The sequence below is a fragment of the Nocardia barduliensis genome, from assembly GCF_013315795.1.
GTDB lineage: Bacteria > Actinomycetota > Actinomycetes > Mycobacteriales > Mycobacteriaceae > Nocardia > Nocardia barduliensis.
This window is the reverse complement of the sequence record NZ_JABLTE010000004.1, coordinates 94,761-119,690: the sequence shown is the minus strand read 5'-3', so window position 1 is coordinate 119,690 and position 24,930 is coordinate 94,761. Positions and strand designations below refer to the sequence as shown.

Here is a 24,930-nt window from a genome sequence, read left to right as displayed (position 1 = left end):
ACGCCACCATGGCGACCTGCTAGCACACGTGTGGAACGGGTTCGTGAACGCCGCCCGGCCAGCCGATGTCGTGCAGGACAGCACGGGTCGCGTTGCCGGCTCCGAGCGCCACCGCCCGGTCCAGATCTTCGGCGGTGTCGACGTCCAGACGCAGCCCCGGCCAGTCTCCGCCCAAGTCGACCGCGCCCGCATCGATATGGCTGCGCGCCGACCCGGGGCCGAAGCGGGGGTCGAGCGCGGCTGCCGGGTCGCGGACCACGAGCGCGGCGGTGCCACTGCCTTCGTGGTCGACCACGATCGAGCGCAGTCCGCGGGGAGCGGCGGCGAGCATGTCCGACAATTCCCCCGGCCGCAGCGCGGGCAGATCGGCTTGCAGAGCCAGCAGGTCGATCGGTCCGTTCGCCCGGCGCAACGCGTCGGCGGTGGCGGCAAGGGCGGCGTTCAGCCCGTCGGCGTGCGGCTGCCGCGGTTCCGGATGGACGTCGGCGCCCAGGGTGCGCGCCAGCTCGGCGACCGCGGGGTCGGGCGTGACGACGGTGACCGACACGACCGCGCCGACCGCCGCGGTGGCGGTCACGGTGTCGGCGAGCATGGCCAGCACCAGCCGGGCCCGGTGCTCCGGGCGCAGCCGGTCGGCCAGTCGGCTCTTGGCCCGATCGAGGCTCTTGACCGCGATCACGGCATGCACGGCGTGCGGGCGCATGCGAGCAATCCTTCCATGGCATATTGGGCTGATGACGAGGGCGGCAGTGCTGGGCGCGGGATCATGGGGCACCGCGTTCGCGAAGGTGTTGGCGGACGCGGGAACCGAGGTCACGATCTGGGCCCGCCGGCCCGAGGTCGCCGCGACGCTGGCCTCCGAACATCGCAATCCCGATTACCTGTCGGATATTCCGCTGCCGCCGATCGCGGCGACCCATGACCCGGCGGTGGCGCTGGAACGCGCCGACATCGTGGTGCTGGCGGTGCCGTCGCAGTCGTTGCGCGCGAACCTCGCGCAGTGGAAGGGATTGATCCCGGCTGATGCCACGCTGCTGAGCCTGGCCAAAGGAATCGAGACCGGCACGCTGCTGCGGATGAGCCAGGTGATCGGGGAGGTCACCGGGGCCGACGAGGGCCGGATCGCGGTGCTGTCCGGGCCCAACCTGGCACGCGAGATCGCGGTGGGCCAGCCCGCCGCGACCGTGGTCGCCTGCTCGGACGACGCCCGCGCGGTCGCGGTGCAGCACGCCAGCGCGACCGGATACTTCCGGCCCTACACCAACACCGACGTGGTCGGCTGCGAGATCGGCGGCGCGTGCAAGAACGTCATCGCGCTCGCCTGCGGCATCGCGTCGGGAATGGGCCTGGGCGACAACTCCATCGCCAGCCTGATCACCCGCGGCCTTGCCGAGATCATCCGGCTCGGAGTGGCCCTGGGTGCGGAGCCGGTGACGCTGGCCGGACTGGCCGGAATCGGGGACCTCGTCGCCACCTGCACCTCGCCGCTGTCGCGCAACCGGTCCTTCGGGCACGTGCTCGGTGCGGGCGGGTCCATGGAGGCCGCCCAGTCGGCCACTCATGGGCAGGTGGCCGAGGGTGTGAAGTCCTGCACATCGGTGCGCGCGCTGGCCGAGCGGCACGGTGTCGAGATGCCGTTGACGACCTCCGTGCACCAGGTCTGCCACGAAGGGCTCTCCGTGCGCGAAGCCGTCGGCAACCTGCTCGGGCGGCGGATGAAGCCGGAGTGATCCGGCGCCGGTCGCCGGGTGCGCGGGCCACGCTGTCCGGGACGGTCAGCCGTGGGAGTGCGGACCGAAACGGGTACGGTTCGGAGCATGACGAACCGGATCAGGGTGGCTGTGGTGTTCGGCGGGCGCAGTAACGAGCACGCCGTGTCCTGCGTATCGGCCGGCAGTGTGCTGCGCCACCTGGATCAGGAGAAGTACGAGGTGGTGCCGATCGGCATCACCGCCGAGGGCCGCTGGGTGCTCGGCGGTTCGGACGTGGCCGCGCTCGGCATCCACGACCGCGCCCTGCCGTCGGTGGACGCCACCGGCACCGCGCTCACCCTGGCCGCGGACCCGAGCCGCTCGGGGGCGCTGATCGCGCTCGACGATCCGGGCGCCGCTCTGGGCTCGGTCGACGTGGTGTTCCCGATCCTGCACGGACCGTTCGGTGAGGACGGCACGTTGCAGGGGATGCTGGAGCTCGCCGGAATACCGTACGTCGGGCCCGGCGTGCTGGCCAGCGCGGCGGGCATGGACAAGGAATTCACCAAGAAACTCCTGGCGGCGGAGGGGCTGCCGATCGGCATGCAGGTGGTGCTGCGGCCCGGCGCCGCCACGGTCGCCGAGGAGGACCGGATGCGCCTCGGGCTGCCGGTGTTCGTCAAGCCGGCCCGTGGCGGATCATCCATCGGCATCACCAAAGTAACCGACTGGGACGATCTGGACGCGGCCATCGCCGCGGCGCGCGCGCACGACCCGAAGGTGATCGTGGAAGCGGGCATCGTCGGACGCGAAGTGGAGTGCGGCGTCCTGGAGTACCCGGACGGCCGGGTCCAGGCGAGCGTGGTGGCGGAGATCCGGATGCCGGAGACCGGCACCACCGCCGCGAGCCCCGAGTTCTACGACTTCGACACCAAATACCTCGACGACGTCTGCGAGTTCGACGTCCCCGCGAAGCTGGACGACGAGGTCTCCGACCAGATCCGGGAACTGGCCGTGCGCGCGTTCGCGGCGCTCGACTGCCAGGGCCTGGCCCGGGTCGATTTCTTCGTCACCGAGCAGGGACCGGTGATCAACGAGATCAACACCATGCCCGGTTTCACCGCGATCTCCATGTACCCGCGCATGTGGGAGGCAACCGGCGTCGACTACGCCGCCCTGGTCACCACCCTGATCGAGACCGCGCTCGCCCGCGGCACCGGCTTGCGGTAGGGCACCTGTCTCGTCAGGGTTGCTCGCCCGCGACACCGGGGCGTCGGTGACTTCCGGGGGCGGCTCACCTAAGCCCCCGATGTCCTGTGCCGGGACGCTCGATGTTCCGCATCAGTTGGGCAGCGGTCCTGGGTCGATCGGCTGGGCCGGGAGGTGGGCGGTGATGGTGTCGGAAACCGTTTGCAGTGGCGTCGGACCCGAGCCGTCGGGGACGGTGAGGGCCACATAGGTCGCCCGGTCGACCGCGAACCAGGTGCTCACTTCGGCGGTCTCGTCGCGAACCTCGAACCACTGCACGCCGTTCACGACCTGCAACGGCGAGGCGCGATGGAATTCCAGTGGGCGATCCAGCCCGCAGCGCAGCACGATCGCGTCGCCGCCTTCGGCGCGCTGCCACGCCCGGGTGGCGGGCGGAGCGGGCTCGACCAGCGTCGATTTGGTGAATTCACCCAGGTCCGCGGGTAGCGCGGGCAACAGGGCGGCACAGGCCGGGCCGTCGGCCGCCGGGGCCGGAACCGGACCGAGCACCAGCGGTTCCCGTTCGACGGGTACCCGGCGCGCGAGCACGGCGGCCACGAGCACCGCGACGACGAGCACCACGGGAAGCGCCACGGCGGTCGCGATGATCGCGGGCGAGTACTGATGGGCAGGGGCCGCCGCGGGCGGGTTGTCCGGCTCGTCGGCTGCGGCCGAATCCTCGGCGTCGCTCTCGTCGGCGGCCGATGCTTCGGCCTTGCTCTCGTCGGCGGCCGGTCCGTTGGCGTCGCTTTCGTTGGTGGCCGGTTGTTCGGCGTCGCTCCTGTCGGTGGCCGCGGCCGAATGCTCGGCGTTGCTGCCGGAAACGGCCGGTTCCTCGGCGGCCGGGTGCTCGGTGTCGTCCGCGGCGGCGCTGCCCGGTGCCGCAGCCTCGGAGGGAGCGGTGTCGGCGCTACCCACCGGTTGGTCCGCGCTCTCGGACCGGGATCCGGTCGCGGCTTCCGGGTGTTCGTCCCGGTGCCCCGCCGATTCGCGGTCCGGCGAATCCGCCGCCATGTTCACCGATCCTTTCTCGTTCGCGCGCCGGTGCCCCGGTCGATGGCCGCGCAACGGCGGCGACGGCGGACCGGCCCGGTGGTACTCGAGTGCCTCCGAAAGGGTACCGTCGGGCTCATTCCAGCAAGCGGCGCGCCGGGAAGGATCGGTTCATCAGCGGCAGCAGCGGTCCGAGGACAGTGCGTGAACTAGGGGAGTTCGCGCTGATCGACCGCATCAACGCGGGCCGGGTGCAGGCACCGGGCGTGCTGCTCGGTCCCGGCGACGACGCGGCGCTGGTCGCGGCGCCGGACGGCCGGTTCGTGGTGACCACCGACATGCTCGTGCAGGACCGGCACTTCCGCCTGGACTGGTCCAGCCCCGAGGACGTCGGCCGCAAGGCGATCGCGCAGAACGCCGCCGACGTGGTCGCCATGGGCGCGACGCCCACCGCCTTCGTCGTCGCGCTCGGCTGCCCGGCCGACACCCCGCTCGAGGTGGTCGACGGACTTGCGGACGGCATGTGGGCCGAGGCCGCCAGGGCGGGCGCGTCCATCGCGGGAGGTGACCTGGTGCGCAGCCGCGAGCTGGTCATCTCCGTGACCGCGTTCGGCGACCCGTGCGGCGCGCCGATCACCAGGTCCGGTGCGCGCGCGGGCGACATCGTCGCCGTTGCGGGACGTCTCGGCTGGTCGGCCGCCGGCCTGGACGCCTTCACGGCCGGGGTGACCGGCCCCGAGGTCGCGGAAGCGCTTGCCGCGCATCGCGTCCCGCAGCCGCCCTACGCGATGGTCCTGGACGCGCTGCGTGCCGGTCCGTGCGAAGGCTCGAATTTCCCTGTCGACCAACCCGTTTCGGTGCCGACCGAGGCCGCGTCGAGCGTCACCCGGCCTCCGCGAACTGCCTCGCTCGACGCACCAGCGCCGAGTCCGCCCCCGGCCGGAGAGTTCTCGGCTGTACCGCTGGGCGGCGATATCGAAGCGAACACCGCTTCCGAAAGCACGGCATCGGCCGACTGGAGCGACGCGCCCGATCTCGGGCTGCACGCGCTGACCGATGTGTCCGACGGCTTGCTCGCCGATCTCGGGCACATCGCCGCGGCGTCGGGCGTCGGCATCGATCTGGATTCGGCCGCGCTGCGCGACCCGGCGCTGGAACGAGTCGCCGCCCGGCTGGATGCCGATGTCACGCAATGGATCCTGACCGGCGGCGAGGACCACGCCTTCGCGGGCGCGTGGGCGCCGGGCCGCCCGCTGCCGCCCGGATGGGTCGCGATCGGGCAGGTTGTGGCCGGTCGCGGGCTCACGGTCGACGGCGTGGCGCGTACGGGTGGCGGCGGCTGGGATTCGTTCCGTGGGGCGGACTCGTCAGTTGACGGCCGACCACGCTAAGTTGTGCGGTCATGGGCGCGAAACCACTGTCGGAAATCATGGATCCGGGATGGGCGAAGGCACTCGAGCCGGTAGCGGATCGGATCTCCGCCATGGGCGAATTCCTTCGCGCCGAGAATGCCGCGGGCCGTGGCTACCTCCCGTCCGGTGAGAACGTCCTGCGCGCCTTCCAGCGTCCGTTCGACGCCGTGCGCGTGCTCGTCGTCGGCCAGGATCCCTATCCGACGCCCGGCCACCCGATGGGTCTGAGTTTCTCCGTGGCGCCCGACGTTTCGCCGATCCCGCGCAGCCTGGCCAACATCTTCGCCGAGTACAGCAAGGATCTCGGCCACCCCACGCCGTCCTGCGGCGATCTGAGCCCGTGGTCGGACCAGGGTGTGCTGATGCTGAACCGGGTCCTCACCGTGTCGCCCGGCAAGCCGGCCTCACACCGCGGCAAGGGCTGGGAGGCGGTCACCGAACAGGCGATCCGCGCCTTGGTCGCCAGGGACGAGCCCTTGGTGGCGATCCTGTGGGGCAAGGACGCCGCGACGCTGAAGCCGCTGCTGGCCGAAGCCGAGATTCCCTATATCGAGTCCGCGCATCCGTCGCCGCTGTCGGCGTCGCGTGGGTTCTTCGGTTCCCGCCCCTTCTCGCGAGTGAACGAATTGCTCGACGAACTGGGGGCCGAACCGGTTGACTGGCGCCTGCCCTGAGTCGGGCGTCTGTGTGTGATCGACCGAGAGAAAAACGAGTGAGGAGCTGTTCCATGCACAACACCACCCTCCGCGGCGCTACCGCGACCCTGGCTTTCTGTGCCGCGCTCACCAGCGGCGCCGCCGTCGCCGGTGCGGCCCCGCTGCGCCTGGAGCCCGCCGCGGAGAACACGACGGCTCCGGTCGCCGAGGAATACACCTCCACCGGCTCCTCCACCATCTCCGCGTCGGTGAACGCGAAGATCGCCTGCCTGTTCTTCGTGGGCAATCTCGGCTGCTGAATCCCCGATTCGGCGGGTTCACGCCGGCGCGGACCGGCGTTGTGCGATCCTACAGATCGTGAGTAATGCGAACTATCTACTCGAACCGTCCCGGCTCCGGCTGCGCGGTTCGGGCGGAATCGAGCTGGCCGCCGATCAGTTCGGTCCGGTCGACGGCCCGCTCGTCGTCTTCCTGCACGGTGGCGGGCAGACTCGGCATTCGTGGAAGCAGACCGGCGCGCGGCTCGGCGCGTCGGGCATGCGGGTGGTCACCGTCGACGCCCGCGGTCACGGCGACAGCGCGTGGGCGCCGGATCGCGACTACCGGCGGCAGACCATGGCCGACGACCTGCTGCTGGTGCTGGAACAATTGGGTGCGCCCGCGGTGGTCGTCGGGGCCAGCATGGGCGGGATCACCGGCTTGCTCGCCACCGCGCGGCCCGGCGGGGACGCGATCAGCGCCCTGGTGCTCGTCGACATCGTGACCAGGCCCGAGCCGGAAGGCGTCGCCCGGGTGATCGACTTCCTCGGCAAGCATCGCGACGGCTTCGACACCCTCGAACAGGCGGCCGACGCGGTCGCCGAGTATCTGCCGCACCGCCCGCGGCCCGAGAACACCGACGGTCTGCTGCGCAACCTGCGCGAGCGGGACGGTCGCTGGTACTGGCATTGGGATCCGGGCATGCTGAGCGACCGGCCGGAGGACCCCTCGGCGATGATCGAGCCGATGGAGGACGCGGCGCGGGCGCTGCGCATCCCGGTGCTGCTGGTGCGCGGTATGCGCTCGGATGTGGTGAGCGCCGAGGGCGCCGAAGCGTTCCGGCGGCTGGTGCCGCACGCCCAGCTGGTGGAGATCGGCGGCGCCGCGCACACCGCCGCCGGTGACGACAACGACTCGTTCACCGACGCGGTGGCGAAATTCGTGCTCTCGACGCGGGAGTGACCCGCGCTCAGGCGAGCCCGGCGTAGTCGGGCTTGCGCTTCGCCACGAACGCGTCGACGCCCTCCCGTCCGGCGGCCGATCCCGCGGCCGCGGCGATCCCGTCGCGCTCGCTGTCGAGCTGCTCGCTCAGCGTCGCGGTCTCCGACTGCCGCAGCAGCGATTTGATGCTCGCATGGGTGGAACGCGGTCCGTTGGCGAGGGCGCGGGCGAGCCGCTGCGCCTCCTCGACGATGTCGTCGTCGGGGACCAGCCTGCTCAGCACGCCCAAGCGCACTGCCTCGTCGGCGTCGAGGACGGCGTCGGTGAGCAAGATCTCGCGGGCCCGCGCCCGCCCGACGACGCGCGGCAGCGTCCAGGACATGCCGCCGTCCGGGCTCAGACCGATGCCGGGGTAGGCCGGGCGCAGCTTGGTGCCCGCTCCGCCGAGGGCGATGTCGGCCAGGCACACCAGGCTCATCCCGGCCCCCGCCGCCCAACCTTGGACCGCGGCGACCACCGGGACCGTGACGGCGTCCACGGCGCGGACGAACTCGTGCAGGTCGGTGGCCAGACCGTGGATGTGCGCGGAGCGATCCCGCGCCGCGGCGAAGCCGCGCACGTCACCGCCCGCGCAGAAGTTCGCGCCGGTGCCCCGCAGCAGCACCGCGCCCACCTCGGACCCGAGCGAGCGCAACGCGTCGGTGCCCGCGTTGATGCCGGCGAAGTCCATGGACGTGCCGTTGGCGGACGTGGCGATGGTGATCTGGAGGACGCCGTCGACGGTCGTCACATACCCGGTCTGCTCGGTGGAGGTCATGATCTGCACCTTAACGGGCACAGCCGGACGTCTGCCGGGGCGCAGTCGGAGCGACGCCCTCGGCCGCTGCCGGACGCAGTCAGTGGGTGCCTTCCGCAACGGAGTCCGCGTGCGTCGTCGGCGTGCGCACCATGCGCACCTCCAGCGCGGCGGTGAACGGCTCGATCTTGCGCGTGCCGTCGAGCACGAAGCCATGCCTGCGGTAGAACGCCTGGGCGCGCCCGTTCTGCTCGAACACCCACAGCGAGCACGGAGCGGCCGGATCGAGGGCGGCGCGAATCAGGTCGTCGGCTACGCCGCTGCCGTGCCAGCGGGAGCGCACGTAGAGGGCGTGCAGTTCGAGCGGGGTGACCGCGTCCGCGTCGCCGGGCGGGCCCGCGCTGGAGAATCCGATCACCACGTCATCGACGATCGCGATGTGCGTGCGGCCCGGGTAGCGCACCCGATCGCGCTCCCACAGTTCGGCCCGCCGCCCGATGTCGAACGCGTCGAGCACGTGCGCGGGCACCAGGCCCCGGTACGCCTCGCGCCAGCAGGAGATGTGGCATTCGGCGAGGCTGTAGGTGTATTCGGCGGCCAATGATTGGACTCGCCAGGCTCGCTCCGTCACAGCGGGCGCGCTCGCCGCGGCGCCGCAGTCATGACGACGCCCCGGACCACCCGAAACGGGTGCCGGGGCGTTTGCCGGTCGAGCGGGGGCGGATCAGCCGCGGACGACCTTGCCCGCCTTCAGGCAGGAGGTGCAAACGTTCATGCGGCGGGTGTTGCCCGGGGCGACCTGCGCGCGCACGGTCTGGATGTTCGGGTTCCAACGACGGTTGGTACGCCGGTGCGAGTGCGAGACCGACTTCCCGAAGCCGGGGCCCTTGGCGCAGACGTCGCAGACGGCAGCCATAGTCGCGAACTCCTTCATGTCAATGGTGGGGACCGCCGCTTTCGCGATGCGGCGCGTCCTCGTGCAATGTCGAGTGCGTGCCCTGTCGGCTGGGGAGCCGACCAGCGCAGACCGGTGACGGCCGCGCGAGGCAACCCTGCAAGGGTAGCTGTGCCGGTACCGATCCACCAAACCGGTCTCCGCGCAGGAGTGCCGGAGCGGTCGCTGGGCACGTCCATTCTAATGGCGCGGTCTTGCCGGTCGCGTGTCGGGACCGCCCGCTAACCTGGCGGGCGGTGGTGCGCAGGAGGCGGAAGGGAGTGCGGTGACGGTGTCCGGAGCGCGAGATGTGCTGGACGGCACGGCCTTGCTGTGCTGGGGCCGCACCTGTCTCGCCGGACTGGAACACCGGCGCGAGGAGATCAACGCACTCAATGTCTTTCCCGTCCCGGACGCGGACACCGGCACCAACCTGCTGGCCACCATGCGAGCCGCGGTCGAGGCCGGGGAAGCGGCCGCGGCGCGGGCGAACCCCGGCGAGAGCGCGGCCCGTGCCGTCGCCGTCGCGATGGCCCACGGCGCGACGGCAGGCGCTCGCGGCAACTCCGGGATCATCCTGTCGCAGGTACTGCGGGGCGTCGCGGAGGCGGTCGACGGCGGTCCGTTCACGGCGGACAGTCTGCGCGTCGCGCTGGCCAGGGCCTCGGAGCTGGTGCGCGAAGCGTTGAGCGTGCCGATCGAAGGGACCATCCTCACCGTGCTGGACCGCGCCTCCGCGGCGGCCGCGGGATGCCCGGATCAGGCGCTGGCGGGCGTGGCGCTGGCGGCGGCCGACGGTGCGGCCAAGGCGCTCGGCGACACTCCGTTCCAACTGGGCGTGCTGCGCGAGGCCGGTGTCGTGGACGCGGGCGCCCGTGGACTGGTCGTGCTTCTGGACAGCTTGGTCACGATGACCAGGGGCGAAGCGCCCGCGCGGCCGGAATACCCGCGGCCGCCCGCGGCGCGATCGGCGCCCACCGGCGGCGCCGAACCGCAATACGAGGTGATGTATCTGCTGGCCGAGTCCGACGAGTCGAGAGTGGCCGCGCTGCGGGCCCGGCTCGGCGAACTCGGCGACTCGGTGGTGGTCGTGGGCGACGGCGGCGGCTGCTGGTCGGCGCATGTGCACTGTGCCGACGCGGGTGCGGCCGTGGAGGCGGGCATCGCGGCGGGCACGCTCAGCCGGATCCGCGTCGAGAACGTCGCCATCGGGTCGCATCGAGACGTGTGGCCCGGGAACCGCGCCGCGGCCGAGCGGCACCGCGACGGGGTCACGGTCACCGAAAGCGACTCGACCCCCGCCGCCCGCGCCTGCGACGCACGGACCTGGCCGACCCGGACCGGAGACATCGCGAAATCCGCTCCCGCCGCCGATTCGACCCAGGTGGTGGCCGGTGCGCTCGGCTCAGCCGCGCCGCGACCCCCCGGCACTCCCGCCGATCGCGGGATCCTCGCGGTGGTGGCCGGCGCGGGTGCGGCGGCGCTGTTCGAGGACGCGGGCGCCGTGGTGCTGGCGGGCGACGAGCCGGTCACCGCGACGACGCTGCTGGCCGCCATCCGCCGGATGCCGAATCGCGAGGTGCTGGTGCTGCCCAACGGCGCGCTGCCCGCGCACGAACTGGTCGCCGTCGGCGTCGCGGCGCGCGACGCCCACCGCGACGTGCTGCTGCTGCCGAGCGCGTCGATGGTGCAGGGCCTGGCCGCGCTGGCGGTGCACGACCGCGGCCGGATGGCGGTCGACGACGCTTTCGCCATGTCGGAGGCGGCGGCCACGACGCGCTGGGGAGCGCTGCGCGCGGCGACCGAACGCGCGCTCACCATGGTCGGCACCTGCGAACCGGGCGACGGGCTCGGGCTGGCCGGGCACGACGTCGTCGTGATCGAGCGCGACGTGCGCACTGCCGGACGGACGCTGTTGGACCGGCTGCTCGCCTTCGGCGGCGAGCTGGTCACCCTGCTGATCGGAGCGGCCGCGCCGGAGGGGCTCGGCGACGAATTGGCCGCGCACATCGTGCAGCGGTTTCCCGGTGTCGAGGTGATCGTGTATCCCGGTGGGCAGCACGGCGATTCGGTGCAGATCGGAGTGGAGTAGCGCATGGCGGCACTGAGCGATCGGCTCGACCACATCCTCGGAGCGAAGGCGGCGGACTCGCTGGCGGACGCGTTCGACATGCGGACCGTGGAGGACCTGCTGCGGCACTACCCGCTGCGCTACGCCACGCAGGGGCAGCCGCTCACCGAGGAGGCGCCCGAGGACGGTTCGCACATCACGGTGATCGGACGGATCACCAAGGCCGATTTGCGGCCGATGCGCAACCGCCGCGGTTCGCTGCTGAAGGTGGTGCTCGACACCGGCTCCGGGCGCGGCGTCGACGTCACCTTCTTCAACGGCGACAAGGTGAAGTACGTGGTCCGCGAAGGTCTGCGCGCGATGATGTCGGGCACGGTGAACTACTGGCGTCCCGGCCAGTGGAACCTCAGCCACCCCGGCTACCTGATCCTGCCGGAGACCGAGGACGAGGACGACTCGGTCGGCGCGTTGACGAAGGTGCGCGGCGGCGGCGACTTGCGCGGCCTGGCGCAGAGCGCCAAAGGCGCAGGGGGAGTGGACACTTCGTTCATGGAGCGCGAGTTCATCCCGGTCTACCCGGCCACCGCCAAGGTGCAGAGCTGGGACGTGCTCGCGTGTGTGCGGCAGGTGCTCGACCAGCTCGATCCGCTCGAGGATCCGCTGCCGGAGGACGTGCGCGCCGAACGCGCGCTGCCGAACCTGTCCGACGCACTGCGCCTGATCCACCTGCCCGAGCGCAAGTCCGACATCGATCAGGCCCGAGACCGGTTGCGTTTCGACGAGGCGCTGGCCCTGCAATTGGTGCTGGCCGAGCGCAGGCACGAGGTGTCCGGGCGGCGCGCACGCGCCTGCGCCCCGCGCGCCGACGGCATCGCCGCCGCGTTCGACAAGCGCCTGCCCTTCGACCTCACCGCGGGGCAGCGGCAGGTCGTCGCCGAGATCTCCGCCGATCTGGCCCGCGAGCAGCCGATGCATCGGCTGCTGCAAGGCGAGGTGGGTTCCGGCAAGACGATCGTCGCCTTGCACGCCATGCTGCAGGTGGTCGACGCCGGCTTGCAGTGCGCGCTGCTCGCTCCGACGGAGGTGCTCGCCGCGCAGCACTATCGGTCGTTGCGCGGCATGCTCGGCGAGCTGGGTGCCGCGGGCGAGCTGGGCGCGGCCGACTACGCCACCCGCGTGGCGCTGGTGACCGGCTCGATGTCGGCCGCGGCGAAGAAGGCCGCGCTGCTGGAGGCGGTGACCGGCGAGGCGGGCATCGTGATCGGCACGCATGCGCTGATCCAGGACAATGTCGAGTTCTTCGACCTCGGCATGGTGGTGGTGGACGAGCAGCACCGCTTCGGCGTGGAGCAGCGGGACGCCCTGCGCGCCAAGGCGAAAGCGGGCGCCAGCCCGCATCTGCTGGTGATGACAGCGACGCCGATCCCGCGCACCATCGCGATGACCACGCTCGGCGACCTGGAGACCTCCACGCTGACCGAACTGCCGAAAGGCCGCTCGCCGATCGTGTCCAAGGTGGTGCCGCGCAGGCAGCATCCGAACTGGGTGGATCGCGCCTGGGAGCGGATCGTGGAGGAGGTCGCCGCCGGACGCCAGGCGTACGTGGTGTGTTCGCGCATCGGCGACGACGAGGAGGCGACGGGCAAGTCCCGCAACGGGCGCTCGAAATCCGGCGACGGGGAGAAAGAGGGCCCGACCACCCAGGCCGTGTTGGACGTGTTCGAGATGCTGCGCGGCGGGCCGCTGTCGGGCGTACGGGTCGGCCTGCTGCACGGCAGGCTGCCCGCCGACGAGAAAGACCAGGTGATGCGCGCGTTCAACGACGGATCGGTGGACGTGCTGGTGTGCACCACGGTGGTCGAGGTCGGGGTGGACGTGCCCAACGCGACGGTGATGGTGATCGTCGACGCGGACCGGTTCGGCGTCAGCCAGTTGCACCAGTTGCGCGGCCGGATCGGCCGGGGAAAGCACCCCGGCCTGTGCCTGCTGGTCACCGACGCCGCGCCGGGCGGGTCGGCCATGGCGCGGCTGGACGCGGTCGCGGCGACCACCGACGGCTTCGAACTCGCGGTGCTCGACCTGCGCACCCGCCGTGAGGGCGACGTGCTCGGGGCCGCCCAGTCCGGCACGGCCCGCTCGCTGCGCCTGCTGTCGCTGCTGGACGATCTCGAGGTCATCACCGCCGCCCAGGATTTCGCCCGTACCGTCGTGGCCGCCGACCCAGGGCTGCGCAGGCATCCCGGTTTGGCCGGGATGATGCACGCCGCCGTGGACTCCGAGCGGCTGGAGTATCTGGCCAAGTCCTGATCCACCGGTTCCGGTAGGCGGCCGTCGTGCCGGCGGCGGATCGGCGAGAGCTGCCTCGAACTCGGCGTAACCGAGCGCTTCTGCGACGACGAGGTGCCGGGAGCCGTCGGACTCCCGGCCACCTCGGGCTCAGACCGCCATGGTTTCGGTGGCGGATGCGCTGGACCCGGCGTCCCCGCGCGCATTGACGGTCCACAACCCCACGATCGCGGCGACCACACCGATGACGCCACCGACGAACAGGGCCCGCGCGAATCCCGCGTTCATCGCCTCGATCGGCGCGTGACCGGCCGCCAGACGCGCGTTGGTGTGCGAGGTCGCCACGGCGGTGAGCACCGCCAAACCCAGTGCCCCGCCCAGTTGCTGACCGGTGTTGAGCATCGCGGCGGCCAGACCCGCCTGCTCGGCGGGCACGCCCGCGTTCGCCGCGGTGGTGTTCGCGACGAAGACCGCGCCCGCCCCCACCGACATCACCAGCATTCCCGGCAGCAGGTCGGTGAGGTAGGACCCCTCGACCGACATGCGCGACAGCAGCAGCACGCCCAGCCCGCACAGCAGTGACCCGAGCACGGTGAAGATCCGGGTTCCGGTCTTGGCGAAGTACTTCGTCGCCAGTCCGGCGGCGACGCCGATCGTGCAGCTCACCGGCAGGTAGGCGACGCCCGCCTCGAATTCCCCGTAACCGAGCACGCTCTGCATGTACAACGTGACGAAGAAGAACATCGAGAGCATGCCCGCGGCGATCACCAAGTGCGTCAGGTTGGCCGCGGCCAAGCCGCGAATGCCGAAGATCGACAGCGGGACCAGCGGGTCTGCGGCGGTGCGCTCGTGGGCGACGAACGCGACGAGCAGTGCCACCGCGACACCCAGCACACCGATCGTGCGCGCGTCGTCCCAACCGTATTCGGGCGCCTTCACCAAGCCGTAGACGAGTGTCATCAGGCCCGCGGTCGCCAGGAACGTTCCAATGATGTCGAAACCGCGCCGGAGGTCGTTGCGCTGATCGTTCGGGATCAGCAACGGGATGGTCACCAGGACGAGCACGCAGACCGGCGTGTTCACGTAGAAGACCCAGCGCCACCCCGGCCCTTCGGTGATCACCCCGCCCAGGAACACCCCGGCCGCCGAGGCCAGACCGGCCGCGCCGCCCCAGATCCCGACGGCGGTATGCCGATCGGAGCCTTCCCGGAAACTGGAGGTGAGAATGGACAGGGCGGCGGGCAGCATCAACGCCGCGCCGATGCCCTGGGCGAAGCGGGCCCCGATCAGCAGCCCACTGCTGTCGGCCAGTCCGCCGAGCGCGGAGGCCACGCCGATGATCACGGTGCCCGCCGTCAGAACCCGGCGGCGTCCGAGCAGATCGGCCAGTCTGCCGCCGAGCAGCAGCAGCCCGCCGTAGGTCAGCAGGTAACCGCTGGTCACCCATTGCAGGGTCGGCACCGACATGCCCAGCTCGCGCTGGATGGTCGGCAATGCGACATTGACGATGGACCCATCGACGAAGTCCAGGAAGGCGACCGTGCACAGCAGCGCCAGCGTGAGCTTGCCGCGGCGGGTGGATAGGAACGATGGTGTTTCGGTGGGTGCGGTCACTCCGATGTCCTCTCTCCGTGCGGACGTTGTCATCCGTTGCGAACCGAGAGCCCGCGGCGGCGGGAGGGTGTGACAGGGCGAGAGACGGATCACAGTTCGCGCACCGGCATCACGAAATCCGCAACTGTCTCGCTCCTATAGGTGAGACCGAAGGAGAACCCATGACCGAGACCGCGGACGAGGCCGCCACAGTGGTGTTCGCCGATCACCGGGAACTGCTGTTCTCGCTGGTCTACACGATGCTCGGCAGCGTCGCCGACACCGAGGACGTGCTTCAGGAGACCTGGCTGTCCTGGGTCGCGCGCCTGCGCGACGGCGGCGCGGAAATCCGGCATCCCCGGGCGTATCTGGTGCGCATCGCGGTCAACCAGGCACTCGCCCGGCGGGCGGCGATCAACCGGAGGCGGGAAACCTACGTCGGCCCGTGGCTACCCGAGCCGCTGGTCGCCGACACGGCGAGCGACTATCTCGTCGAGGACGCCGCACAGGGCGCGCTGCGCGCCGAGTCGGTGTCCATGGCCGTGCTCGTCGTGCTGGAGACGCTCACCCCGCTGGAGCGGGCGGTCTTCGTGCTGCACGAGGTGTTCGGCTATCCGCACACCGACATCGCCGAAATGCTCGGCCGCGCGCCCGCGTCGATTCGTCAGCTCGCGCATCGCGCCAGGGAGCACGTGCACGCCCGGCGGCCGCGCCGCCGCGCCGACCCGCGCACCCAGCGGCGGGTGACCGAGAAGTTTCTCGCCGCCCAGTTGGACGGCGACCTGGCCGGATTGCTGGAACTGCTCGCCCCGGACGTGGCGTTCTGGTCCGACGGCGGCGGCAAGCGCACCGCCGCGCTGCGGCCGATCCACGGCCGGGACAAGGTCGCTCGCCTGATCGGCAGCCCGAAAGTGCGCAGCCACGTCCCCGATCTCGCTATCGGACACCGCGTCGTGAACGGCGACCAGGCCGTGCTGATCTTCTCGGCGGGCGCACCATTCGCGGTGGTGGTGCTCGATGTGGACGCAACCACCGAGCTGATCAGGGCGATCTACGCCGTGGCGAATCCGGACAAGCTCACCGGAATCAGGACCGGTCAGCGCCCGACTCGCGGGTAGGGCAGGTCGGTGCTGGTGTATTCGGTGACCGCCAACGGGCTGCCGATGTGTGGGAAGGCGCGTTGCGGGCACGCGGGACGCTCGCACACCTTGCAGCCCGCGCCGATCGGGACCGCGGTGCCCGGATCGTCCAGCTGCAACCCGGCCGAGTACACCAAGCGGTCGGCGTACTCGATGTCGCAGCCGAGACCGATCGCGAAGTTCTTCGCCGCGGTGCCGAACCCGTGCGGTGCGATCGCGGCGGTGCGGGCGACCCACAGATAGCGGCGGCCGTCGGGCATCTCGGCGATCTGGGTGAGGACGCGGCCGGGGTGGGCGAAGGCCTCGTGCACCACCCACAGCGGGCAACTGCCGCCGACCCGGGAGAAATGGAACGCGGTGGCGGACTGCCGTTTGGAGATGTTGCCCGCGCGGTCGGTGCGCACGAAGAAGAACGGAACGCCGCGCTGTCCCTGCCGCTGCAAGGTGCTGAGCCGATGGCAGATGGTTTCGAAGCCGACCTCGAAACGCAGGCCGAGCAGGTCGATGTCGTAGTGCAGTTCCTCGGCCGAGCGCAGGAATCGCCCGTACGGCAGCACCAGCGCGCCCGCGAAGTAGTTGGCCAGCCCGATCCGCGCCAGCGTGCGGGATTCGCCGGTGAGCGACGGGGTTTCGGCCAGGACGCCGTCCAGCTCCGCCCCGTACAGCAGGAAGCCGAGCGTGGTGGCGATCTGGAAGGCGCGCTGGCCGGGCCGCAACCGCCGGGCGAGGGTGAGCGTGCGGGTCTCCGGGTCGTAGTGCCGTTTGGGGACGGTGGGGTCGGCGCCGTCGCCGCGCACCAGAACGGTCACGCCGGCGCGTTCCTCGGCGATCCTGGCGAGCTGGCGATCGAGGGAGCCGATGGTGAGCCCCGAGTTCTCGAACAGCTGCTCGGCGGCGATGTCCAGCTGCGGAATGTGATTGTGGTGGTCGTAGAAGAAATCCCGCACGTCCTCGTAGGGCATCGGCACCCCGGGCGCGCCGGCGGGCGCGGAGACCCGTGCGGAGAGCAGGTCGAGCTGGTCGGTGGCGGCGCGTAGTCGGCGATGCATCGCGACCACGATCCTGGCGACCTCCGGCTGGCGGGTCGCCAGTTCCTCGACTTCGGTCAGCGGCGCGGTGTGCCCGCCCGCGGCGTCCACCAGCACTTCGTGCAGGTCGGACACGAGACGCGCGTCCGAATCGGCGGCGAAGAACTGGACGTCGAGGTCGAAGGTGGAATTCAGTTTCAGCAGTACGGGAATGGTGAGGGGGCGTTGGTCGCGCTCGAGCTGGTTGAGATAGCTCGGCGACAGGTCCAGCGATTTCGCCAGAGCCGCCTGAGTCATCCTCCGCTCTTCGCGCAATCGCCGAAGCCGGGCGCCCGCATACATCTTGCGCACGTGCACGATGGTAGCTGCGCTTATTCGCAATCATCGCAAAAACACGCGTTCTTACCCACGAAAATATGCTTTTGCGAGGTATTAAGTGTCCTGCCCGATCTGCGTAGCGTGCGAAGAGAAATTGTCGCCGTGTCGTGGAGGACGCATGAAAACGCACTCAGTACGGGCCCGTTCCGCCGCCGAGCAGTTCCCGCGCTCGGAGCATCTCGCCACCAAGATCGCCGAAGTGGCCGCCGACCAGGTTGAAGTCACCGCCGAAGTGGGCGAGATGATCGTCAACCGGATCATCGACAACGCCGCGGTAGCCGCCGCTTCGCTGACACGCCGCCCCGTGACCGCCGCGCGCGCCCAGGCCACCGCGCAGCCCTACCGGCCGCGGACGGGCAGGCACGGTGCCACGGTCTTCGGCCTGCCGGCCCGGCAGCGGGTTTCGCCCGAGTGGGCCGCGTGGGCCAACGGTGTCGCGGTGCGGGAGCTGGACTTCCATGACACGTTCCTCGCCGCGGAGTACGCGCATCCGGGTGACAACATCCCGCCCATCGTGGCCGTTGCCCAGCATCTCGGTCGCAGCGGCGCCGAGCTGATCCGCGGGCTGGCCACCGGCTACGAGATCCAGATCGACCTGGCGCGCGGGATCTGCCTGCACGAGCACAAGGTCGACCACGTCGCCCACCTCGGTCCCTCCGCCGCGGCGGGAATCGGCACGCTGCTCGGGCTCGACACCGAGACCATCTACCAGGCGCTCGGCCAGGCCCTGCACACCACAACGGCGACGCGGCAGTCCCGCAAGGGAGAGATCTCCAGCTGGAAGGCATACGCACCCGCCTTCGCGGGCAAGACGGCGGTCGAGGCGGTGGATCGCGCCCTGCGCGGCGAGGGTGCGCCCGCGCCGATCTGGGAGGGCGCCGACGGCGTGATCGCCCGGTTGCTCGGCGGGCCGGACGCCGAATACCTGGTGCCGCTGCCCGGCCCCGGCGAGGCCAAGCGCGCGATTCTGGACAGCTACACCAAACAGCACTCGGCCGAATACCAGAGTCAGGCGCCGATCGATCTCGCGTTCCGGATGCGGGCGCGGATCGGCGATCCGGCGCGGATCGCCTCGATCGTGCTGCACACCAGCCGGCACACGCACGTGGTGATCGGCACCGGCTCCGGCGATCCACAGAAGTTCGATCCGCACGCCAGTCGCGAGACACTCGATCATTCGGTGCCCTACATCTTCGCGGTGGCCTTGCAGGACGGGACCTGGCACCACGAGCGCTCGTACGCGCCGCAGCGGGCGCGGCGGCCGGACACCATCGCGCTGTGGCGCAAGATCAGCACGACCGAGGACCCGGAGTGGACCCGGCGCTACCACGCCACCGACCCCGGTGCGAAGGCGTTCGGCGCGCGCGCCGTCGTCACGCTGGCCAGCGGGGAGACGATCGTCGACGAATTGGCCGTCGCCGACGCGCATCCGCTGGGAGCGCGTCCGTTCGGCCGGGCGCAGTACATCGCCAAGTTCCGCACCCTGGCCGAGGGGGTGCTCGACCCGGCCGAGCAGGAGCGCTTTCTCGACGCGGCCCAGCGGACGCCGGATCTGGCCGCCGGTGAGCTGGACCAACTCGATCTCACCGTGTCCGACGAGGTGCTGTCCCGGGCGCCGCGGATCGCCGAAGGGATCTTCTGATGCGCGCGGCGGTCCTCCTCCCGGATCGCCGCCTGCGCGGCGATCACGTTCTCGCCGTCGAAGCCGACAGCGGGCGATCCGTGCGGCCGGTGGCCCTGCGCGAGCAGTTCGCTGACGCCGGCGCAGCGGCGCGCGTCATCGCTGCCGGTGATCAGTCGCATCGGTTCCGCTTCGGCGATGCGATGAGCGCAGGGCGGTGGGCACGATGACCGGTCTGCTGGCGTCGGCGACGACCGCGGGGCAGAAGCGCGCGGCCTTGCGCGCCGGTCTCGGCTCGGGGCGGATCCAGCGGCTGCCGGGCGCGTTCGATCCGCTGGTGGCCCGGTTGATCCAGGAGATCGGGTTCGAAGGCGTCTACGTCTCGGGCGCGGTGGTGTCGGCCGAACTCGCCTTGCCCGACATCGGCCTGACCACGCTCAGCGAGGTTGCCGCGCGCGGGCAGCAGATCGCCCGGGTCACCGACCTCCCGGTGCTGGTCGACGCCGACACCGGCTTCGGGGAGCCGATGAACGCCGCGCGCACGGTGACCCTCCTGGAGGACGCTGGACTTGCGGGCTGTCACATCGAGGATCAGGTCAACCCGAAACGTTGCGGGCACCTCGACGGCAAGGCCGTCGTGCCGGTCGAGGACATGGTGCGCCGCCTGCGCGCCGCCGTCTCGGCCCGCCGCGACCCGGACTTCGTCGTCTGCGCGCGCACCGACGCGCGCGGCACCGAAGGACTGGCCGCCGCGATCGACCGGGCCAAGGCCTACGCGGGCGCGGGCGCGGACCTGATCTTCACCGAAGCACTGGCCGACGCGGCGGAGTTCGCGGAATTCCGCGCCGCGGTGGAAATCCCGCTACTGGCCAACATGACCGAGTTCGGTAAGTCCGAGCTGTTGTCCGCGCAGGCGCTCGAGGACCTCGGCTACAACGCGGTCATCTATCCGGTGACCACGCTGCGGCTGGCCATGTACGCCGTGGAGCAAGGGCTGCGCGAGATCGACCGAACCGGGACGCAGGCCGCGCTGCTGGGGACCATGCAGCACCGGTCCCGGCTCTACGAACTGCTGCGCTACGAGCAATACAACGCTTTCGACGCAGGCATATTCACCTTCACCGTGAGCGAGTGAGCGACATGACCGAGATCAAGAAGGGCCTGGCCGGAGTGGTGGTCGACACCACCGCCATCTCGAAGGTGGTGCCGGAGACCAACTCGTTGACCTATCGCGGCTACGCGGTGCCGGATCTGGCGCGGCACTGTGGATTCGAGGAGGTCGCATACCTGCTCTGGTACGGCGAGCTGCCCGACGCCGCGCAACTTGAGCTGCTGTGTCAGCGCGAACGCACCCAGCGGCGGGTCGACCGGTCGGTCCTCTCGCTGATCGAGAAGATGCCCGACTCCTGTCATCCGATGGACGTGGTGCGGACGGTGGTGAGTTATCTGGGGGCCGAGGACCCGGAGGAGGACCTTTCGGGCGCCACCGCACGGCGGGCACTGCTGGCCAAGGCGCTGCGCCTGACCGCGGTACTGCCCACCGTCATCGCCGCCGATATGCGGCGGCGACGTGGGCTGGAGCCCGTCGCGCCGCATTCGCACCTGGGTTTCGCGGCGAACTTCCTGAACATGTGCTTCGGCGCGATACCCGATGCGCGGATCGTCCGGGCGTTCGAGACGTCGCTGATCCTGTACGCGGAGCACGGCTTCAACGCCTCCACCTTCGCCGCCCGGGTGGTGACCTCCACGCGGTCGGACATCTACAGCGCGGTCACGGCCGCGATCGGGGCGCTGAAGGGCCCGCTGCACGGCGGCGCGAACGAGGCCGTCATGCGCGCGCTGCTGGAGATCGGCGAACCGGAACTGGCCGAGGAATGGGTGCGCGCCAAGCTCGCCGACAAGCAGAGGGTGATGGGCTTCGGGCATCGGGTCTACCGCAACGGCGATTCCCGGGTGCCGACCATGCGGGCGGAACTGGCGCAGGTCGCGGCGGTCACCGGCGGCGAGCACTGGCTACGGGTGGCCGCCGCGCTGGAACGCGCGATGGACGAGGCCACCGGTATCGAGCCGAATCTGGATTTCCCCGCGGGACCCGCCTATTACCTGATGGGGTTCGACATCGCGATGTTCACGCCGATCTTCGTGATGAGCCGGATCACCGGGTGGACCGCGCACATCATCGAGCAGGTGGCCTCGAACGCGCTGATCCGGCCGCTGTCGGCGTACCACGGGGTTCCACAGCGGGAACTGGTCGTCAGCCACTGAAACGAGCGGACCTGTCACCGGAAAAGGCCGGGCGGGCGCGATCTCTTCCCAACCGAACGATTGCTTGGTTGAATCGGGTCCGGTGTCCCGCCCTCCGGCAGCAGGAAAGCGAGCAAGCTGATGTCCGACCCCGACGAACTCGTGCGTGCGATGTGCCGCAGCTGGTCCGACCCCGACCCGGATCGGATCAGCGCCTACTTCGCCGAGGACGCCGTTTACCACAACATCCCCATGGAACCCATCGTCGGCCGCACCGCCATCCGGGACTTCATCGCGGGCTTCCTGACCACCTTCGACGCCATCGACTTCGATATCCACCATCAGATCGCATCCGGCACAGTTGTCATGAACGAACGCACCGACACCCTCCGCTCCGCCGGCCGCGATACCCCGCTCCCCGTCATGGGCTTCTTCGAAGTCACCGACGGCGCCATCACCGTCTGGCGCGACTATTTCGACATGGCCGCCATCAACCGAGCGTTCGGCCTGTAGAGCTCCGTCTCCGCCGCATGCGGTGTCGAGTGATACTCGCCGCCAATGCGGGAACCGAATCGGGGGTGGGTGCGTCGAAGTAGGGCAAGAGGGGAAAGACGGTAGTCGACGTTTGAGGAGGGGTGGCCGGTGGAGCGTTGTTCCGGATGTCATACGGCGTGGCGGCGGGGGATGCGGGCGCGAGCGCGGGAGTTACCGGTGACGCGGCGGGAGGAGCCCTGTGATCGGTACACCTCGCGGCGGCGGCAGCCGCCCCGGCCGGAACCGGAATCCGGCTGAGGAAAGACTCGGTGCCCCCTTCGCGCGGCGAAGGGGGCACCGGTCTTCGGTCAGGGGCGGGTCACCGCACCGCTGCCGCCGCGGCGACCATGTTGCGCAGCGCGGCCTCCACCTCGACGCGTCCCCTGGTCTTCAGGCCGCAGTCCGGATTCACCCAGAGGCGTTCGGCCGGAACGGCTTTCAGTGCCGCGCGCAGCGACATGGTGATCTCGTCGACGCCGGGGACCCTGGGCGAGTGGATGTCGTAGACACCCGGCCCGACCCCGAGGTCGAATCCCGCCGCATTGAGGTCGTCGAGCACCTCCATGCGGGAGCGCGCCGCTTCGATCGACGTGACGTCGGCGTCCAGTCCGGCGATCGCATCGATCACGTCACCGAACTCCGAGTAGCACAGATGCGTGTGGATCTGTGTCGCGTCGGACACCCCGGAGGTCGCCAGCCGGAACGACCCCACCGACCACTCCAGGTACTCGGGCTGATCGGCCGCCCGCAACGGAAGCAGTTCCCGCAGGGCGGGTTCGTCGACCTGGATGATCCGGATGCCCGCGGCCTCCAGGTCGACGGTCTCGTCCCGGATCGCCAGCGCCACCTGGCGGGCGGACTCGCCCATGGGCTGGTCGTCGCGCACGAAGGACCACGCCAGAATGGTCACCGGGCCGGTCAGCATGCCTTTCACCGGCTTGCCGGTGAGCGACTGCGCGTAGCCGATCCACTCGACGGTCATCGGGTTGCGCCGCGCCACGTCGCCGAACAGGATCGGCGGCCGCACGCAGCGCGTCCCGTAGGACTGCACCCATCCGTGCTCGGTCGCCGCGAACCCGTCGAGCTGCTCGGCGAAGTACTGCACCATGTCGTTGCGCTCCGGCTCGCCGTGCACCAGCACGTCCAGCCCCAGTTCCTCCTGGAGCGCGATCACGGCCGCGATCTCGGCGCGCATCCGGCGCACGTACTCCGCCTGATCGATCTCGCCCTTGCGCAGCGCCGCGCGCGCCAGCCGGATGCTCGCGGTCTGCGGGTAGGAACCGATCGTCGTGGTCGGCAGCGCGGGCAACCGCAGCAGGTCCCGTTGCAGTTCCCGGCGCTGCTCGGCGGGGGCGCGACGGGCGGCGTCCGGCCCGAATCCGGCCAGCCTGGCGCGCACGCGGGCGTCGTCGAGCCGCGGGTCCGACTTCCGCGAGGCCAGTGCCGCGCGACCCGCGGCCAAGTCGGCCTCGATGGCCTCCGTGCCCTCGCTCAGCCCGATCGCGAGCAGGCGGACCTCGGCCACCTTCTCCGCGCCGAACGCCAGCCAGGACCGCAGCCGCTGGTCCAGCCGCGTCTCCGCGGCCAGGGTGTAGGGCACGTGCAGCAACGAGCAGGAAGTCGAAACCGCCACGTGCGCAGCGGATCCCAGCAAGGTACCGAGGGTGGACAGGGCGCGGTCGAGATCGGTGCGCCACACATTGCGACCGTCCACCACTCCCGCGACGACCAGCTTGCCCGCCAATGCGGGCAGGCTCGCCACCGCGGCGACGTCGGCCCCGGAGGTGAAGTCGAGGGCGACTGCCTCCACGTCGGTGCTCGCCAGGGCCGCGAGCGCGTCACCCGGCTGCCCGAAGTAGGTCGCGACGAGGATCGCCGGACGATCGGTGGCCTCGGCGAGCTCGTCGTAGGTGACCTGCACCAAGCCGATCTCCTCCGCCGTGAGGTCGGTGACCAGCACGGGCTCGTCGATCTGCACCCACTGCGCCCCGGCGGCGGCCAGTCTGCGCAGCAGCTCCCGATACAGCGGCAGCAGCTCGATCAGCCGGGCGAGCGCCGAGCCGCCGCCTGCCTTCGCCAGCTTCAGGAAGGTGATCGGGCCGATCACCACCGGTCGCGCGGGCGCACCCAGCTCGAGTGCTTCGGACAGTTCCGCCAGCAGCTTCTCCGGGTGCAGCGAGAACGCGGTGTCCGGGCCGATCTCCGGGACGAGGTAGTGGTAGTTGGTGTCGAACCACTTGGTCATCTCCAAGGGCTCGACGGTGTCGGTGCCGCGCGCGGCGGCGAAATACCGTTCCAGCGGGTCCGCGATCCCGGCGACCCGCGGCGGCAGCGCGCCGAGCAGGACGGCGGTGTCGAGCATCTGGTCGTAGTAGGAAAACGTGCCGACCGGAATCGAGTCCAGGCCGGCGGCCCGCGATTCGGTGAGCTGGGCATGCCGCAGGCCGCGCGCCACGGCGTGCAACTGGTCGGCACCGATCTTGCCTGCCCAATAGGCTTCGGTGGCCCGCTTCAGCTCCCGTCGGGGCCCCACTCGTGGTAGCCCGAGAACCGTTGCCGTGAACGGCTTTTGCTGTGCAACAGTCACGATGTTTCTCCATTGCTGAGGATGAGAAAGCCATCGCCGTACGGGCAGCGGAGAACCTTTTGACATGCCGGGATGTTCCCGGCCGAGGAGCCCGGCACGTCAGCTGGTGATCCGCACGCCCAATCCACGAGGCGGTGGCCGCCGGGTACGGCGTACCCGGCACGGCTGGCAGGTCTTCGGACTCGCGGGCACCGGCCGGGGGGCCTGGCATGTGCCGGGCGCTCCCGATGGCCGACCTACTGGCCGTCGCTTCCCAAGTCGCGGAGCCTTCGGCTCGGTGGACTCAGTGCGTGGTGACGGCGGTCGTTCCTGCATACCGCTGCGGGACAGTCCCGGATTCCCACCGGGTTCCCTCTCACCCGCCGTGACGTCGCCGCACGGGCGGGCTCGACTCCGTCGCGCGACGTCGGGGCTCCATCTCGTCGTGCCGCGGTGAACCAGCTGCCCACTCAGCATAGGACGCGGGGCGACCGGCCCGGAACCGCCCCGGTTTCCGGACAGCGCACCGGTTGCTGCTCC

Annotated in this window: 21 protein-coding genes, 1 pseudogene and 1 riboswitch; of the genes and pseudogenes, 13 read left to right on the top strand and 9 right to left on the bottom strand. The window is 70.7% G+C overall.

Going from position 1 to position 24,930, the window contains the following annotated elements; translation table 11 throughout:
• Positions 1 to 19: 19 nt before the first annotated feature.
• Entirely contained in the window at positions 20 to 703 is a 684-nt protein-coding gene (cofC, locus tag HOV91_RS03475) for a 2-phospho-L-lactate guanylyltransferase (protein ID WP_174183953.1), read from the bottom strand.
• Between the two features lie 31 nt (positions 704 to 734).
• Between cofC and HOV91_RS03470 the strand changes: the two genes are divergently transcribed.
• Both HOV91_RS03470 and HOV91_RS03465 read left to right on the top strand, forming a co-directional pair.
• Positions 735 to 1,730: an NAD(P)H-dependent glycerol-3-phosphate dehydrogenase gene (locus HOV91_RS03470; RefSeq protein ID WP_174183952.1), complete on the top strand. Its 996-nt coding sequence runs from the start codon at positions 735 to 737 to the stop codon at positions 1,728 to 1,730.
• 87 nt (positions 1,731 to 1,817) lie between these two features.
• Positions 1,818 to 2,921, top strand: a complete 1,104-nt coding sequence (locus HOV91_RS03465) for a D-alanine--D-alanine ligase family protein (protein ID WP_174183951.1) — start codon at positions 1,818 to 1,820, stop codon at positions 2,919 to 2,921.
• A 111-nt stretch (positions 2,922 to 3,032) separates the two neighbouring features.
• On the opposite strand, the gene HOV91_RS40760 is transcribed toward HOV91_RS03465, so the two are convergent.
• Complete coding sequence (locus HOV91_RS40760; protein WP_174183997.1) at positions 3,033 to 3,548, bottom strand: DUF3515 domain-containing protein; 516 nt, start codon at positions 3,546 to 3,548, stop codon at positions 3,033 to 3,035.
• A gap of 584 nt (positions 3,549 to 4,132) precedes the next feature.
• Between HOV91_RS40760 and HOV91_RS03455 the strand changes: the two genes are divergently transcribed.
• From HOV91_RS03455 to HOV91_RS03440, 4 genes are read left to right on the top strand one after another with little or no spacing between them, the layout of a single operon-like run.
• Entirely contained in the window at positions 4,133 to 5,323 is a 1,191-nt protein-coding gene (locus tag HOV91_RS03455; RefSeq protein WP_174183950.1) for a thiamine-phosphate kinase, read from the top strand.
• Between the two features lie 11 nt (positions 5,324 to 5,334).
• A complete protein-coding gene (locus HOV91_RS03450) occupies positions 5,335 to 6,018 on the top strand; it encodes a uracil-DNA glycosylase (RefSeq protein ID WP_174183949.1) in 684 nt (227 codons plus the stop codon).
• A 53-nt stretch (positions 6,019 to 6,071) separates the two neighbouring features.
• Positions 6,072 to 6,299, top strand: a complete 228-nt coding sequence (locus HOV91_RS03445; protein ID WP_174183948.1) for a hypothetical protein — start codon at positions 6,072 to 6,074, stop codon at positions 6,297 to 6,299.
• Positions 6,300 to 6,357: 58 nt separating this feature from the next.
• Entirely contained in the window at positions 6,358 to 7,221 is an 864-nt protein-coding gene (locus HOV91_RS03440; protein ID WP_174183947.1) for an alpha/beta fold hydrolase, read from the top strand.
• 7 nt (positions 7,222 to 7,228) lie between these two features.
• Here the strand turns inward: HOV91_RS03440 and HOV91_RS03435 are convergent, their stop codons facing one another.
• The 3 genes from HOV91_RS03435 to rpmB all read right to left on the bottom strand — a co-directional run bounded on the left by HOV91_RS03435 (position 7,229) and on the right by rpmB (position 8,912).
• On the bottom strand, positions 7,229 to 8,017 hold the full coding sequence (locus tag HOV91_RS03435; protein WP_174183946.1) for an enoyl-CoA hydratase-related protein: 789 nt from the start codon (positions 8,015 to 8,017) through the stop codon (positions 7,229 to 7,231).
• A 79-nt stretch (positions 8,018 to 8,096) separates the two neighbouring features.
• Positions 8,097 to 8,627 (bottom strand): GNAT family N-acetyltransferase, encoded by a 531-nt coding sequence (locus HOV91_RS03430; RefSeq protein WP_174183945.1) that lies wholly within the window; start codon positions 8,625 to 8,627, stop codon positions 8,097 to 8,099.
• Positions 8,628 to 8,720: 93 nt separating this feature from the next.
• Entirely contained in the window at positions 8,721 to 8,912 is a 192-nt protein-coding gene (gene rpmB, locus HOV91_RS03425) for a 50S ribosomal protein L28 (RefSeq protein ID WP_011210730.1), read from the bottom strand.
• A 304-nt stretch (positions 8,913 to 9,216) separates the two neighbouring features.
• On the opposite strand from rpmB, the gene HOV91_RS03420 reads away from it, so the two are divergent.
• Positions 9,217 to 11,022 (top strand): DAK2 domain-containing protein, encoded by a 1,806-nt coding sequence (locus tag HOV91_RS03420; protein ID WP_312884450.1) that lies wholly within the window; start codon positions 9,217 to 9,219, stop codon positions 11,020 to 11,022.
• A gap of 3 nt (positions 11,023 to 11,025) precedes the next feature.
• Positions 11,026 to 13,308, top strand: coding sequence for an ATP-dependent DNA helicase RecG (gene recG, locus HOV91_RS03415; protein ID WP_174183944.1), 2,283 nt, complete (start codon positions 11,026 to 11,028; stop codon positions 13,306 to 13,308).
• A 129-nt stretch (positions 13,309 to 13,437) separates the two neighbouring features.
• Here recG and HOV91_RS03410 read toward each other — a convergent pair whose 3' ends face one another.
• Positions 13,438 to 14,901, bottom strand: a complete 1,464-nt coding sequence (locus HOV91_RS03410) for a DHA2 family efflux MFS transporter permease subunit (protein ID WP_312884449.1) — start codon at positions 14,899 to 14,901, stop codon at positions 13,438 to 13,440.
• A 161-nt stretch (positions 14,902 to 15,062) separates the two neighbouring features.
• Between HOV91_RS03410 and sigJ the strand changes: the two genes are divergently transcribed.
• A complete protein-coding gene (sigJ, locus tag HOV91_RS03405) occupies positions 15,063 to 15,998 on the top strand; it encodes an RNA polymerase sigma factor SigJ (RefSeq protein WP_174183942.1) in 936 nt (311 codons plus the stop codon).
• On the opposite strand, the gene HOV91_RS03400 is transcribed toward sigJ, so the two are convergent.
• Positions 15,977 to 17,398: a short-chain fatty acyl-CoA regulator family protein gene (locus HOV91_RS03400; RefSeq protein WP_174183941.1), complete on the bottom strand. Its 1,422-nt coding sequence runs from the start codon at positions 17,396 to 17,398 to the stop codon at positions 15,977 to 15,979. The genes sigJ and HOV91_RS03400 overlap by 22 nt on opposite strands.
• 145 nt (positions 17,399 to 17,543) lie before the next feature.
• Between HOV91_RS03400 and HOV91_RS03395 the strand changes: the two genes are divergently transcribed.
• Positions 17,544 to 19,067: an MmgE/PrpD family protein gene (locus HOV91_RS03395; RefSeq protein WP_174183940.1), complete on the top strand. Its 1,524-nt coding sequence runs from the start codon at positions 17,544 to 17,546 to the stop codon at positions 19,065 to 19,067.
• 80 nt (positions 19,068 to 19,147) lie between these two features.
• Here HOV91_RS03395 and HOV91_RS39675 read toward each other — a convergent pair.
• Positions 19,148 to 19,228: pseudogene (locus HOV91_RS39675) on the bottom strand (hypothetical protein); the annotation flags it as partial.
• 44 nt (positions 19,229 to 19,272) lie between these two features.
• Here HOV91_RS39675 and prpB point away from each other — a divergent pair.
• The 3 genes from prpB (at position 19,273) to HOV91_RS03375 (ending at position 21,803) form a co-directional block, all read left to right on the top strand.
• Positions 19,273 to 20,181, top strand: coding sequence for a methylisocitrate lyase (prpB, locus tag HOV91_RS03385; protein WP_174183939.1), 909 nt, complete (start codon positions 19,273 to 19,275; stop codon positions 20,179 to 20,181).
• Positions 20,182 to 20,186: 5 nt separating this feature from the next.
• Positions 20,187 to 21,311 (top strand): bifunctional 2-methylcitrate synthase/citrate synthase, encoded by a 1,125-nt coding sequence (locus tag HOV91_RS03380; RefSeq protein WP_174183995.1) that lies wholly within the window; start codon positions 20,187 to 20,189, stop codon positions 21,309 to 21,311.
• A 120-nt stretch (positions 21,312 to 21,431) separates the two neighbouring features.
• The gene (locus tag HOV91_RS03375; RefSeq protein WP_174183938.1) at positions 21,432 to 21,803 is read left to right on the top strand and encodes a nuclear transport factor 2 family protein; all 372 of its coding nucleotides are present in this window, start codon (positions 21,432 to 21,434) and stop codon (positions 21,801 to 21,803) included.
• Between the two features lie 340 nt (positions 21,804 to 22,143).
• On the opposite strand, the gene metE is transcribed toward HOV91_RS03375, so the two are convergent.
• Positions 22,144 to 24,414, bottom strand: coding sequence for a 5-methyltetrahydropteroyltriglutamate--homocysteine S-methyltransferase (gene metE / locus HOV91_RS03370; RefSeq protein WP_438822625.1), 2,271 nt, complete (start codon positions 24,412 to 24,414; stop codon positions 22,144 to 22,146).
• A 147-nt stretch (positions 24,415 to 24,561) separates the two neighbouring features.
• Positions 24,562 to 24,789, bottom strand: a riboswitch (cobalamin riboswitch).
• Between the last annotated feature and the right edge of the window lie 141 nt (positions 24,790 to 24,930).